This window comes from Actinomadura sp. 6K520 (genome assembly GCF_004349245.1).
Lineage (GTDB): Bacteria > Actinomycetota > Actinomycetes > Streptosporangiales > Streptosporangiaceae > Spirillospora.
The window spans coordinates 60418-73582 of record NZ_SMLC01000005.1 but is presented as its reverse complement, the minus strand read 5'-3'; the positions used below and the strand labels follow the sequence as shown (position 1 = coordinate 73582).

Sequence of the window (13165 nt, the reverse complement as noted above, 5' to 3'; positions counted from 1 at the left end):
GCGTCCACTCTAGTACATTGAACCGGAACTCGACCGTTGATCCGGTCACTAGAACAACGTACGAGAGGGTGTATGGGCCATATCGAGGTGAGCCGGCTGACCTATGCGCTTCCCGACGGCCGGCCGCTCCTGGACGACGTCTCCTTCCGCGTCGGGGAGGGGGTGATCGCCGCGCTCGTCGGGCCCAACGGGGCCGGCAAGACGACGTTGCTGCGGCTGATCGCGGGGGACATCGAGCCGTCCGAGGGCGTGGTGACGAGCTCCGGCGGCCTCGGTGTCATGCGCCAGTTCATCGGCGGCGTCCGCGACGGGCGGACCGTCCGCGACCTGCTGCTCTCGGTGGCGCCGGACGGAGTCCGGGAGGCGGCGGAGCGGCTGGCCCGCGCCGAGCGGGAGCTGGACGACGGTGAACCCAGCCAGCTCGCCTACGCCGGGGCCATCACCGACTACACCGACGCGGGCGGCTACGACATGGAGGTCGTCTGGGACGCCTGCACCACGATGGCGCTGGGCCTGCCCTTCGACGCGGCGAAGACCCGCGGCGTCGCCACGCTGTCGGGCGGCGAGCAGAAGCGCCTCGTCCTGGAGGCCCTGCTGCGCGGCCCGGACGAGGTCCTCCTGCTGGACGAGCCCGACAACTACCTCGACATCCCCGGCAAGGAGTGGCTGGCCGGGAAGCTGCGTGCGACGAGCAAGACCGTCCTGCTGGTGTCCCACGACCGGCAGCTGCTCGCCGACGCGGCCGACCGCATCGTCACGGTGGAGTCGCGTGACGTGTGGGTCCACGGTGGCGGGTTCGCGGGTTATGCGCAGGCCCGCCGCGACCGTACCGAACGCCTCCATGAGCTGCGCCGCCGCTGGGACGAGGAGCACGCCCGCCTCAAACGGCTCGTCCACGTACTCCGCCAGCGCGCGGCGAACAACGACGCGGTCGCCTCCTCCTACCGGGCCGCCCGCACCCGCCTGCGGCGCTTCGAGGAGGCGGGGCCGCCGCAGAGCGCGCCTAAGGAGCAGAACGTGCGGATGCGCCTGCGCGGCGGCCGCACCGGCAAGCGCGCGCTCATCTGCGAGTCCCTTGAACTGACCGGCACCACGCGCCCGTTCGACACCGAGATCCGGTACGGCGAGCGCGTCGCGGTACTGGGGTCCAACGGCTCCGGCAAGTCGATGTTCCTGCGCCTGCTGGCAGGCGGCCGAATACCGCACAGCGGAGCGTTCCGCCTCGGCGCCCGGGTCGTCCCCGGCCACTTCGTCCAGACCCACGCCCGCCCGGACCTGCACGCCCGCACACCCGCGGAGATCGTCATGTCGGAGTACGCGCTCACCCGCAACGACGCCATGGCCGCGCTGGCCCGCTACGAACTCGCGCCCGCCGGCACCCGCCCGTTCGAGACCCTCTCGGGCGGCCAGCAGGCCCGCCTGCAGATCCTCCTCCTGGAACTGTCGGGCGCTACCCTGCTCCTTCTGGATGAGCCGACCGACAACCTGGACCTGGCCAGCGCCGAGGCCCTGCAGGAGGGCCTGGCCTCCTACTCGGGAACCGTCCTGGCCGTCACGCACGACCGCTGGTTCGCGGGCGACTTCGATCGCTACCTGATCTTCGGTTCCGACGGAGGCGTCCACGAGTCGGACGTCCCGGTCTGGACCGGCCGGCGCGGGTGACCCGCCGGTGTTCGACGAGCGCCGGTTCGCGGAGAGAGCTCAAGAGGAGGGCTGTGGTGGTGGCGGAATGGCCCGGGAGCGGGTTGAGCGACGAGGAGCTGGACGTGGCCTACAACGTGCGGCGGAAGGCGGGGGAGGAGCTCTTCGCGCGGTACATGGCGCGGTACCGGGACGAGTCGGCGCGTGCCGTCGACGGGCTTCCCGGGTATCCCGGGATCGTCTACGACGAGGCGAGCGGGGAGCGCCTGGACGTCTGGGGCACGGGCGAGGGGCTGCGGCCCGTGTTCGTCTTCCTGCACGGCGGCTACTGGATGGCGCTGTCGCGGGACGTGTCGTCGTTCATGGCCCGCGGGCTCCACGAGCAGGGCGTCGCGACCGTCGTGCCGGACTACACCCTGGCGCCGAAGGCTTCGCTGGAGGAGATCGTCCGGCAGGTGCGGGCGTCCATCGCGTGGATCTACCGGCACGGCCGTGCACACGGGCTCGATCCGGAGCGGATCGTGGTCGGCGGCAGTTCTGCCGGCGGGCACCTGACCGGCATGACGATGGTCGGCGGATGGCAGGAGCCGTTCGGGCTTCCCGAGGACGTGGTCAAGGCCGCCATGCCGATCAGCGGGCTCTTCGACATCCGTCCCATCACGCGCGTCTACGTGAACGAGGCCGTGCGGCTGGATCTCGCGCGGGCGGCCAGGCTGAGCCCCGCGCTGCTGCCCGCGGAGTACCGGTGCCCGGCGGTCTTCGTCGTCGCGGAGGACGACGGCGAAGGGTTCCTGGAGCAGTCCCGGTCGTTCCAGCCGACGTGGGGCGCCGGTGAGCTGATGGTCGTGCCCGGACGCGACCACTTCGACGTCGTCTTCGATCTGGCGGACCCGGGGTCGCGGGTCGGCGGGGCGCTGCTCGACCTGGTCAGGCGGTGAGCGCGGCGGCCTCGCGGCGCAGGTGGTCGAGCATGATGCGGGCGGACGGCGTCGGGGCGCGGTGCGCGGGCAGGGTGACGCCCACCTGGCGGCGGACGGTCTCCAGCGGCACGGGCAGGGGCGCGATGTCGGCGTCGGTGCGGCCGACGAGCTCGGGCAGGGCCGCGATCATGTCGGTGTCGCGGACGAGGGTGCGGACGGTCAGCACCGACGTGCACTCGACCAGGTTGCCCGGCAGGACGAGGCCCGCCGCGCGGAACACCTGCTCCAGTTCCGAGCGCAGCGCGGTCTGCTCCAGCGGCAGGACCCACGGGTAGTCCAGCAGGTCGGCCAGGCCGAGGTCCGGCCGCGAGCGGGCGGGGTGGCCGCGGCGGGCGACCAGGCGTACCGGTTCGCCGTAGAGGGTGATCTGGCGGAGGCCGCGCAGGTCGTCGATGGGGTTGAGGCGGCCGAGGATCAGGTCGATCTCGCCGTCCAGCAGGCGGGGGACCTGGGCGTCGAACGTGGCCTCCTGGACGATCACCGTGATGCCCGGCCGTTCCTCCTTCAGCGCGGCGATCGCGCGGGGGAGCAGGACGTTGGAGCCGGCGAGCAGGGTGCCGATCGTGACGGTGCCGACCTCGCCGTCCGCCAGGCCGGTGATCCGCTCGCCCGCGCGGCGCAGCTCGGCGAGGACGGCGCGGGCGTGCTCGGTGAACGCGTCCCCGAACAGGGTCGGCGTCACGCCGCGCGGGCCGCGGGTGAACAGCTCCACCCCGAGGATGCCCTCGACCTCCCGCAGGCTCCGCGTGACGGCGGGCTGCGCGAGGTGCAGGTGCTCGGCCGCCCGCAGGATGCTGCCGTGCTCGGCGACCGCGACGACGAGGACCAGGTGCCGGAGCTTCAGCCGTCCGTTGAGCAGGTCGAGCGGGCGCATGGCTCCTTGCTATCACAGGTTCGTGATACCTCCGGAGCCGATTGGTATTTGTCAGGCATAGCTCGCCGGGCGGAGGATCGGAGGTGCCGAGCCATGGGCGGGAGGACGGATGAAGGCTGAGCACTACGTCGGCGGGGTCTTCCGCACGGACGGGACGTCCTTCCCGCTCATCGCGCCCGCGGACGGCTCCGAGCTGGGCGCCGTCCCCGAGGCCACGCGGGAGGTCGTGGACGACGCGGTGACCGCGGCGAAGGCAGCGCTGAAGGGGCCGTGGGGCGCGCTGGGCGTCCAGGAGCGGGCCGCCGCGCTGCGGACGGTCGCCGACGGGATCCAGGCGCGGTTCGAGGAGTTCGTCGAGGCGGAGGTCGCCGACACCGGGAGGTCCCGGGAGTTCGCGTCCACCGTGGACGTCCCGAGGGCGGTCGGCAACTTCCGTGCATACGCGGACCTGCTGTACGGGCGTCCCGAGCGCGCCTACATGACCCGGGTGCCCGGGTGGAGCTCCGGCACGGGGGAGGCGCTCAACTACACGGTGCGCCGCCCGCTGGGCGTGGTGGCGGTCATCTCCCCGTGGAATCTGCCGCTGCTCCTGTCGACCTGGAAGATCGCCCCCGCGCTGGCGTGCGGCAACACCGTCGTGCTCAAGCCGTCCGAGGAGACGCCGTCCACCGCGACGCTGCTCGCCCGCGTGATCCACGACGCCGGGCTGCCGGACGGCGTGTTCAACATCGTGCACGGGCACGGCGCGGGCGCGGCGGGCGAGTTCCTCACCGGCCATCCGGGCGTGGACGCGATCGCGTTCACCGGCGAGTCCGCCACCGGCGCCGCGATCATGCGCAACGCCGCCGACCACGTCACGCCCCTGTCGTTCGAGCTGGGCGGCAAGAACCCGGCGCTCGTCTTCGCCGACGCCGACCTCGGCGCCGCCGTGGACGGCACGGCCCGCTCGACGTTCACCCACTCCGGGCAGATCTGCCTGTGCACCGAGCGCGTCTACGTGGAGCGGCCCGTCTTCGCGGAGTTCACCGCGCGGCTGGGCGAGCGCGCGGAGGCCCTCGGCGGCTACGGGCCCATGATCTCCGCCGAGCACCGCGACAAGGTTCTGTCGTACTACCGGCTCGCCCGCGACGAGGGCGCCGCGGTCGTCGCGGGCGGCGGCACGCCAGAGTTCGGTGACGAGCGCGACAGGGGCTTCTACGTGCAGCCGACCGTCCTGACGGGCCTGCCGGAAACGGCCCGGACGGTCAGGGAGGAGATCTTCGGGCCGGTCTGCCACGTCGCGCCGTTCGACACTGAGGACGAGGCCCTGGCACTCGCCAACGACAGCCCCTACGGACTCGCCTCGACGCTGTGGACGCGGGACCTGTCCAGGGCGCACCGCGTGGCACCCCGCATCGAAACGGGGATCGTCTGGGTGAACTGCTGGAATCTCCGCGACCTTCGCACACCGTTCGGCGGTGTGAAAGCGTCCGGCATCGGGCGGGAAGGGGGAGAGTACTCCTTGGACTTCTTCTCCGAGCCCGTCAACGTGTGCGTCCAGATCTGAGAGCGAGCCCAGTGACAACGAACATCGAAGCCGCCGCCGAGCGGCTCCTCGGCGCCTACGCCACCGGTACGCCGTGCGAACCCGTCCGCGACCTGATCGGCACGGCCGGCGACGCCTACGCCGTCCAGGAGCGGCTGACCGAGCGCTGGCTCACCGAGGGCCGCCGCCTCGCCGGGCGCAAGATCGGCCTGACGTCGCGGGCCGTGCAGGCGCAGATCGGCGTCGACAGCCCCGACTTCGGGATGCTGTTCGCCGACATGGCCGTCCCGGACGGGGACGAGATCCCCGCGGGCGCGGTGCTGCAGCCGCGCGCCGAGGCGGAGGTCGCGCTCGTCCTGGAGCACGACCTCACCCACGAGCGGCACACCGTCGCCGACGTGATCCGCGCGACCGCGTTCGCGCTGCCCGCCATCGAGGTCGTCGGCAGCCGGGTCCGCGACTGGGACATCACGCTCGCCGACACCGTCGCCGACAACGCCTCGTCCGGCATGTACGCGCTGGGCAGCCGTCCCGTCCCGCTCGCGGACGTCGACCTGCGCCTCTGCGGGATGGTGCTGGAGCGGCGCGGCGAGCAGGTCTCCACCGGCAACGGCGCCGCCTGCCTGGGACACCCGCTGAACGCGGCGCTGTGGCTAGCCGACACCCTCGTCCGCGTCGGGCGGCCCCTCCGCGCGGGCGACACCGTCCTGACCGGCGCGCTCGGCCCGGTCGTCCCCGCCGCGCCCGGCGACGTGTTCGAGGCCCGCGTCGACGGGCTGGGCGACGTGCGCGTCGCGTTCGGCAAGGAGGAGTCCTGATGGTGGACGTGCACGCCCTCGCGGAAAGGCTGGACGACGCCGCCCGGGACGTCCGGGCGATCCCGCGGCTCACCGACGAGGTGCCGCTCGACGAGGCGGCCGCCTACGCCGTGCAGCGCGCGGGGATCGAGCGGCGCCGCCGCAGGGGCGAGCGGCTCGCCGGGGTGAAGATGGGCTTCACCAGCCGGGCCAAGATGGTGCAGATGGGCGTGGACGACGTCATCTGGGGCCTGCTCACCGACCGCATGCTCGCCGAGTCGTCCGTGGACGTCTCCGGCCTCATCCACCCGCGGATCGAACCGGAGATCGCCTACCTGATCGGGCTGGAGGTCCGTTCCCCCGCCGAGGCCGAGTCGGCCGTGGCCGGCGTCGCGGTCGGGTTCGAGGTGCTCGACTCCCGGTACGCCGACTTCAGCTTCACCCTGCCCGACGTCATCGCCGACAACGCGTCCGCCGCGCGGTTCGGGTTCGGGGCCTGGCACCCGCCCCGCGACGTGTCGAACATCGGCCTGCTCGTGGAGATCGACGGGCGGCCCGTGCAGACCGGCTCGTCCGCCGCGATCCTCGGCGACCCGGCGCGGTCGCTGCGCGCGGCGGCGCGGCTCGCGCTCGGCGCCGGGATGACGCTCGAACCGGGCTGGATCGTGCTGGCGGGCGCCGCGACGGCGGCGGTCCCGCTGCCGAAGGACGCGCACGTCCGCGTCACCGGCGCCGGGCTGGGCTGCGTGGAGGTCACGACGTGATGGGCGACGCGATCCTCGTCGAGGGCAAGGCCGCGCCGCGCGGCCGCTTCCCGCACCTCAGGCGCGCCGGCGACCTCGTGTTCGTGTCCGGGACGAGTTCCCGCCGCCCCGACGGGACGTTCGCGGGCGCGACCGCCGACGCGCTGGGCGTCACCGACCTCGACATCCGCGCGCAGACCCGCGCCGTCATCGGCAACATCCGCGACCTGCTGGAGGCCGCGGGCGGAGGGCTGCCCGACATCGTCAACGTCACCACGTACCTGGTGAGCATGAACGACTTCGGCGGCTACAACGAGGTGTACGGGGAGTACTTCGACGAGACCGGACCGGCCCGCACGACCGTCGCCGTCCACCAGCTCCCGCACCCGCACCTGCTCATCGAGATCTCGTGCGTCGCGCACATCCCCCGGGACCGCGCGCCCGCCGACACAACCGCCGAGGAGGCCGGAACATGACCCTGCCCCAGCTGTCGTTCGGAACGCCGTTCAACTTCGAGACCTGGATCGACGAGCACCGCGACCTGCTCAAGCCGCCGGTCGGCAACGTGCAGGTGTTCGACGACGCCGGGCTGATCATCATGGTGGTCGGCGGCCCCAACCAGCGGACCGACTTCCACGACGACCCCACCGAGGAGTTCTTCTACCAGCTCAGGGGCAACATGGTCCTGCGCGTCATGGAGGAGGAGGGCCGCCCGCCGAGGGACGTGCAGATCAACGAGGGCGATGTCTTCCTATTGCCGCCGCACGTGCGGCACTCGCCGCAGCGGCCCGAGGCCGGCTCGATCGGCCTCGTCGTGGAGATCCCGCGGCCGGAGGGGCTCCGGGAGGCGTTCGAGTGGTACTGCACCGAGTGCCACCACCTCGTGCACCGCGCCGAGCTGCAGGTCCGCTCGATCGTGGACGACCTGCCGCCCGCCTTCCAGGGCTTCTACGACGGCGACCGCAAGTGCCCGAACTGCGGCGCCGTCCACCCGGGCAAGCAGTGGCCGCGGACGATGACCCCGACCACCGCGCCCCGGGTCTGACGGTGATCTCGTGACCGTCATCGACGTCCACACCCACGTCTTCCCGCGCCTCGGCCGGGACGAGGGCCGCGTGCTCACCGACGAGGGCGAGCCGTGGCTGCGCATCGACGGCGCCGGCACCGGCACGATGATGTGCGGCGACGAGGAGTACCGGCCGGTCGGGGAGGCGCTCTGGGAGCCCGCCCGGCGGCTGGCCGACATGGACGCCGCGGGCGTGGACGTCCAGGCGGTCTCGTCCACCCCGCTGATGTTCGGGTACGCGGCCGAGCCGTCCCGCGCCGCCGACTGGTGCGACCTGGTGAACGACCGCATCCTCGCCTTCTGCGCGGACGCTCCCGGCCGGCTGCTGCCGCTGTGCCAGGTCCCGCTGCAGGACCCGGCGCTGGCCTGCGAGGTCGCGTCCCGGGCGGCGGCGGCCGGGCACCGCGGCGTGCACATCGGCAACCATGTCGGCGACCGCAACCTCGACGACGAGGGGATCACCGCGTTCCTCGCGCACTGCGCCCGGATCGGGCTGCCGGTCCTGGCGCACCCGTGGGACATGCTCGGCGCGGGCCGGATGCGCGGCCACATGCTGCCGTGGCTGGCCGGGATGCCCGCCGAGACGCAGCTCAGCATCCTCGGGCTGATGCTGTCCGGCGCGTTCGAGCGCATTCCGGCGTCGCTGCGGCTGTGCTTCTGCCACGGCGGCGGCAGCTTCGCCTTCCTGCTCGGGCGCGCCGACAACGCCTGGCACCGGCGCGACATCGTCCGCGCCGACTCGCCCCGCCCCCCGTCGGAGTACGTCGACCGGTTCCACGTCGACTCCGCCGTGTTCGACCCCCGCGCGCTCCGCCTGCTCATCGACGTGATGGGCGTGGAGCGCGTGATGCTCGGCACCGACTATCCGTTCCCGCTGGGGGAGGAGGAGCCGGGCGCGACGATCCGGGCCTGCCCCGGGCTGGACGACGCCGAACGCGCGCGGCTCCTCGGCGGCAACGCGCGGGACTTCTTCGCGCGGGCCGAGGTCCCCGCCGCGACGACGCCGGCCCCCTCGGAAGCCGGCTCGCTGACGACGACACACTGAACCGACGACGCACTGAACCGACGGCACGCTGACGGCACCGCGATGACGAAGACGAACCGGGGAGGGACACCGTGACGGCCGAGGACGAGGCGCGGCGGCTCGACGACACCGATCCGCTGCCCACGCTGCGCGGTGAGTTCCTCGTCCCGCCCGCCCCCGGCGGGGCGTACGAGGAGGCCGCCTACTTCGCCGGCAACTCCCTCGGCCTCCAGCCGAGGGCGGTCGCGGGACGGCTCCGCGAGGAGCTCGACGACTGGGCGCGGCTCGCCGTGGAGGCGCACACGGAGGCCCGCCGGCCCTGGGTGGACTACCACGAGCTGCTGCGCGAGCCGGCGGCCCGCCTCGTCGGCGCACTGCCGCACGAGGTCGTCGCCATGAACTCGCTGACGGTCAACCTGCACCTGATGATGGCGAGCTTCTACCGGCCCGCCGGGAACCGCACCCGCATCGTCATCGAGGACTCGGCGTTCCCCTCCGACTCCTACGCCGTCGCCAGCCAGGCCGTCCACCACGGCCTCGACCCGGCCGCGACCGTCGTGCGGCTGAGGCCGCGTCCCGGCGAGGACGACCTGCGCACCGAGGACGTCGTGGCCTTCCTCGAACGCGAAGGCGACACGGTCGCGCTCGTCCTGCTCGGCGGCGTCAACTACCTCACCGGCCAGCTCATGGACATGCCCACGATCACCAAGGCGGGCCGCGCCGCCGGCGCCGCCGTCGGCTGGGACCTCGCGCACGCCGCCGGGAACGTTCCGCTGCGCCTGCACGACTGGGACGTCGACTTCGCCGCCTGGTGCACCTACAAGTACCTGAACGGCGGCCCCGGCGCGGTCGCCGGATGCTTCGTCCACGAGCGGCACGTCCGGGACGCGTCCGTGCCGAAGCTGGCGGGCTGGTGGGGCACCGACCCGGCCGTCCGGTTCCGGATGGACCCCGACATCGCGCCGCCCGCCTCCGCCGACGCGTGGCAGCTGTCCAACCCGCCGATCATGGCCCTCGCCCCGGTGCTGGCGTCCCTGGAGATCTTCGACCGGGTCGGGATGGCGGCGCTGCGCGCCAAGAGCGAACGGCTGACCGGCTACCTCGCGGCCCGCCTCGCGGAGACCGGCGCGCGGATCATCACCCCGGCCGGCCCGGCGGCCCGCGGCGCCCAGCTCTCGCTGCGGGTGGCCGGCGCGGGCGGGCTCGTCCGGCGGCTCGCCGCGGCCGGCGGAGTGGTCGCCGACGCCCGCGAGCCCGATGTCGTGCGCCTCGCCCCCGCCCCGCTGTACTGCACGTTCCACGATTGCCACCGCGCCGCCGAGGCCCTGCGGGATCTTGTTTAGGAGTGTCGGTGCATAGGGTGGCCCGGCATCGGGTAGGTTCGGTTGCGTTGCACGATGGCGCCCGGTCAGGCCGGCTGGGAGCCAGGCAGTCTCGAAGCGTTTTCTCCGGGTGACCGGCGGACGTGAGATGAGTCCGCTTGCAGCCCGGTCCGCCGCCCGGCGGGCCGGTGAGTTTCACCCGAAGGGAAAGACCATGGCCGAAGGCACCGTGAAGTGGTTCAACTCCGAGAAGGGCTTCGGGTTCATCGCGCCCGACGGCGGCGGCCCGGACGTGTTCGTCCACTACTCGGCGATCGCCACCAACGGCTACCGCAGCCTGGACGAGAACCAGCGTGTCTCGTTCGAGATCACGCAGGGCCAGAAGGGCCCGCAGGCCGAGGGCGTCTCCCCGCTCTAAGGCCCGCGCGAGCTTAGGAGGCCGGGGACGCACGCCGTCCCCGGCCTTTCGCGTGCCCGCCCCCCAGGGCTACTCCTTCGGGAGCCGCTCGCCGGTGCGCAGCCGGTCGAGGCCGAGCCAGATGAACTCGATCGCCATCTGCTCGGCGCGGTCGCGCGGGGTGTCGGGGTGCTCCAGCCACCACGACACCATCGACAGCATCGACCCGTACATCAGGGGGACGAGGAGCCGCGCGCGCCGCTCGTTCACCGCGAGCGCCGCCGGGGACAGCTTCGGGTCGGCGCGGCGGCGGCGCAGCAGCAGGTCGGCGAACGCGCCGCCGAGGCGGTCCCGGAGCTCGCGCAGCTCCACGCCGACGTCGTCGGGCTTGTCGAGGTGCCGGATCACCAGCGCCCACGCGTCCGGCTCGTCGGTGGCGTAGTCGAACAGGACCCGGATCATGGCCCGGATGCCGTCCGGAGAGCCGCGCTCGGCGAGCACGGCCTCGTTCAGCCGGGCCGTCAGCTCGGCGACGATCGCCTCGGTGACCTCGGCGAACAGCTCCTCCTTCGAGGTGAAGTGCTGGTACAGCAGCGCCTTGGACACCTGCGCGGCGGCGGCCACGTGCTCCATCTGCGTCAGGTGGTAGCCGCGGCGGCCGAACTCCTCCAGCGCCACCTGGAGCAGCTGCTCGCGCCGCCGGGCGTACGGCATCCGCCGCCGCACGCCCGGCACGCGCTCCCCCGTGCCGTCGGTCATGCGCCGGTGTACTTGCCCAGTTCGGCGCGGGCGACGGAGCGGACATGGACCTCGTCCGGGCCGTCGGCGAGGCGCAGCGTCCGCAGGCCGGCCCACATGGCGGCGAGCGGAGTGTCGCCGCTGACCCCGGCGCCGCCGTGCACCTGGATCGCCCGGTCGACGACCTCCAGCGCGACCCGCGGCGCGATCACCTTGATCGCCGCGACCTCGGACCGGGCGGCCTGCACACCGTGCTTGTCGATCAGCCAGGCGGTCTTGAGGGTGAGCAGCCTGGCCTGCTCGATCGCCATCCGCGACTCGGCGATCTGCTCGCGGACCACGCCCTGCCGGGCGATCGGCCCCCCGAACGCCTCGCGGGACAGGGCGCGCCGGCACATCAGCTCCAGCGCCCGCTCGGCGGCGCCGAGCGCGCGCATGCAGTGGTGGATACGGCCCGGGCCGAGGCGCGCCTGGGCGATGGCGAAGCCGCCGCCCTCCTCGCCGACGAGGTTCTCCACCGGGACGCGGACGTCGGTGAACGTGATCTCGCAGTGGCCGTGCTGGTCCTGGTAGCCGAACACGGGCAGCGGCCGGACGATCTCCACCCCGGGCGTGTCGACCGGGACCAGCACCATCGACTGCTGCCGGTACGGGTGCCCGTCCGGGTCGGTCTTGCCCATCACGATCATGATCTTGCAGCGCGGGTCGGCGCTGCCGGTGATCCACCACTTGCGGCCGTTGATGACGTAGTGGTCGCCGTCGCGCTCGATGCGGGTGGAGATGTTCTTGGCGTCGGAGCTGGCCACGTCCGGCTCCGTCATGGCGAAGGCGCTGCGGATCTCACCGTTCAGCAGCGGCTTGAGCCACCGCTCCTTCTGCTCGGGCGTGCCGAACAGGTGCAGCACCTCCATGTTGCCGGTGTCGGGCGCCGCGCAGTTGGTGGCCTCGGGCGCGAGTTCGAGGGACCGGCCCGTCACTTCGGCGAGCGACGCGTAGTCGGTCACGGTGAGGCCGTGCGCCGGGTCCTCGCTATCCGGAAGGAAGAGGTTCCAGAGGCCGCGCTTGCGGGCCTCGACCTTGAGGTCCTCCACGATCTGGGGCAGATGGTGCTCGCGTCCGGCGGCCCGCAGTTCCGCCCGCTGCGCCTCGTACACCGGCTCCGCCGGGTACACGTGCGAGTCCATGAATTCCTGGAGGCGGCCGAGGTGTTCCTGGGCGCGCTCGCTCAAACCGAAGTCCATTCCGCTAGAGTAACTGACGAGTCAGTTACTTTGTGAGGGGAGTCCCATGGCAGTCGACGACCGCGGCTTCGACGGCACCGGCAAGGTCGCGCTGATCACGGGCGGATCCAACGGCATCGGGGCCGCGGTGGCGCGCCGGCTGGCGGGCGGCGGCACCCGGGTCGTCCTGGCCGACGTCGACACGGCCGCCGGGACGGCGCTCGCGAAGGAGCTGGACGGCGCCTTCGTCCGCTGCGACGTCCGCGAGCCCGCCGAGAGCGAGGCCGCCGTCGCGGCCGCCGTCGAGCGCTTCGGCGGCCTGGACGTGGCGTTCCTCAACGCCGGCGTCGCCGGCGGGGGCGGGGTCGGCGACGACTTCGACCTCGCCGCCTACCGGCGGGCCATGGGCATCAACCTCGACGGCGTCTTCTTCGGCGTGCACGCCGCGCTGCCCGCGCTCCGCGCCCGCGGCGGCGGCGACATCGTCGCCACCGCCAGCATGGCCGCGCTCACCGCCACGCCCTTCGACCCCGTCTACGGGGCGAACAAGGCGGCCGTGGTCGGGCTCGTCCGCGCCCTCGGCCCGACGCTCGCGGAGGAGGGCGTCCGGGTGAACGCGCTGTGCCCCTCGTTCGCCGACACCGACATCCTCACCCCGATGAAGGGGCATCTCCAGGAGACCGGATTCCCCATCCTGGACGTGGACGACGTCGTGGAGGCGTTCATGCGCCTCCTCGCCGCGGACGGGACGGGGGAAGCCTGGTACGTGGTCCCGGGGCGCCCGTCCGAGCCGTTCAGGTTCCGCGGCGTCCCCGGCCCGCGCTGAACAACCGACCGG

At 73.0% G+C, this 13165-nt stretch carries 14 protein-coding genes; 11 read left to right on the top strand and 3 right to left on the bottom strand.

What is annotated here, in order from left to right; translation table 11 throughout:
* Positions 1-72 precede the first annotated feature (72 nt).
* Together E1289_RS03005 and E1289_RS03000 are read left to right on the top strand one after the other, a co-directional pair.
* Entirely contained in the window at positions 73-1662 is a 1590-nt protein-coding gene (locus E1289_RS03005) for an ATP-binding cassette domain-containing protein (RefSeq protein WP_131975007.1), read from the top strand.
* A gap of 56 nt (positions 1663-1718) precedes the next feature.
* Complete coding sequence (locus E1289_RS03000; RefSeq protein WP_243712572.1) at positions 1719-2579, top strand: alpha/beta hydrolase; 861 nt, start codon at positions 1719-1721, stop codon at positions 2577-2579.
* Here the strand turns inward: E1289_RS03000 and E1289_RS02995 are convergent.
* The gene (locus tag E1289_RS02995; protein WP_131975005.1) at positions 2569-3495 is read right to left on the bottom strand and encodes a LysR substrate-binding domain-containing protein; all 927 of its coding nucleotides are present in this window, start codon (positions 3493-3495) and stop codon (positions 2569-2571) included. The genes E1289_RS03000 and E1289_RS02995 overlap by 11 nt on opposite strands.
* Positions 3496-3604: 109 nt before the next feature.
* On the opposite strand from E1289_RS02995, the gene E1289_RS02990 reads away from it, so the two are divergent.
* The 8 genes from E1289_RS02990 to E1289_RS02955 all read left to right on the top strand — a co-directional run bounded on the left by E1289_RS02990 (position 3605) and on the right by E1289_RS02955 (position 10390).
* On the top strand, positions 3605-5041 hold the full coding sequence (locus tag E1289_RS02990) for a 2-hydroxymuconic semialdehyde dehydrogenase (RefSeq protein WP_131975003.1): 1437 nt from the start codon (positions 3605-3607) through the stop codon (positions 5039-5041).
* Between the two features lie 11 nt (positions 5042-5052).
* The gene (locus E1289_RS02985; protein WP_279486649.1) at positions 5053-5838 is read left to right on the top strand and encodes a fumarylacetoacetate hydrolase family protein; all 786 of its coding nucleotides are present in this window, start codon (positions 5053-5055) and stop codon (positions 5836-5838) included.
* Positions 5838-6581: a fumarylacetoacetate hydrolase family protein gene (locus E1289_RS02980; protein WP_131975001.1), complete on the top strand. Its 744-nt coding sequence runs from the start codon at positions 5838-5840 to the stop codon at positions 6579-6581. Before E1289_RS02985 ends, E1289_RS02980 begins: the two co-directional genes overlap by 1 nt.
* Positions 6581-7036, top strand: coding sequence for a RidA family protein (locus E1289_RS02975; RefSeq protein WP_131974999.1), 456 nt, complete (start codon positions 6581-6583; stop codon positions 7034-7036). Before E1289_RS02980 ends, E1289_RS02975 begins: the two co-directional genes overlap by 1 nt.
* Positions 7033-7605 (top strand): 3-hydroxyanthranilate 3,4-dioxygenase, encoded by a 573-nt coding sequence (locus tag E1289_RS02970; protein ID WP_131974997.1) that lies wholly within the window; start codon positions 7033-7035, stop codon positions 7603-7605. Before E1289_RS02975 ends, E1289_RS02970 begins: the two co-directional genes overlap by 4 nt.
* Before the next feature lie 10 nt (positions 7606-7615).
* Positions 7616-8671, top strand: coding sequence for an amidohydrolase family protein (locus E1289_RS02965; RefSeq protein ID WP_131974995.1), 1056 nt, complete (start codon positions 7616-7618; stop codon positions 8669-8671).
* Positions 8672-8742: 71 nt separating this feature from the next.
* The gene (gene kynU, locus E1289_RS02960; RefSeq protein ID WP_131974993.1) at positions 8743-9993 is read left to right on the top strand and encodes a kynureninase; all 1251 of its coding nucleotides are present in this window, start codon (positions 8743-8745) and stop codon (positions 9991-9993) included.
* 193 nt (positions 9994-10186) lie between these two features.
* Positions 10187-10390: a cold-shock protein gene (locus tag E1289_RS02955; protein WP_131974991.1), complete on the top strand. Its 204-nt coding sequence runs from the start codon at positions 10187-10189 to the stop codon at positions 10388-10390.
* Between the two features lie 69 nt (positions 10391-10459).
* Here E1289_RS02955 and E1289_RS02950 read toward each other — a convergent pair whose 3' ends face one another.
* Positions 10460-11128 carry a TetR/AcrR family transcriptional regulator gene (locus E1289_RS02950; protein WP_131974989.1) on the bottom strand — a complete coding sequence of 223 codons (669 nt, stop codon included), beginning with the start codon at positions 11126-11128 and terminating at the stop codon, positions 10460-10462.
* Positions 11125-12348: an acyl-CoA dehydrogenase family protein gene (locus tag E1289_RS02945; RefSeq protein WP_131974987.1), complete on the bottom strand. Its 1224-nt coding sequence runs from the start codon at positions 12346-12348 to the stop codon at positions 11125-11127. Before E1289_RS02945 ends, E1289_RS02950 begins: the two co-directional genes overlap by 4 nt.
* 46 nt (positions 12349-12394) lie before the next feature.
* Here E1289_RS02945 and E1289_RS02940 point away from each other — a divergent pair, with 46 nt between their 5' ends.
* A complete protein-coding gene (locus tag E1289_RS02940; RefSeq protein ID WP_131974985.1) occupies positions 12395-13153 on the top strand; it encodes an SDR family NAD(P)-dependent oxidoreductase in 759 nt (252 codons plus the stop codon).
* Positions 13154-13165 lie beyond the last annotated feature (12 nt).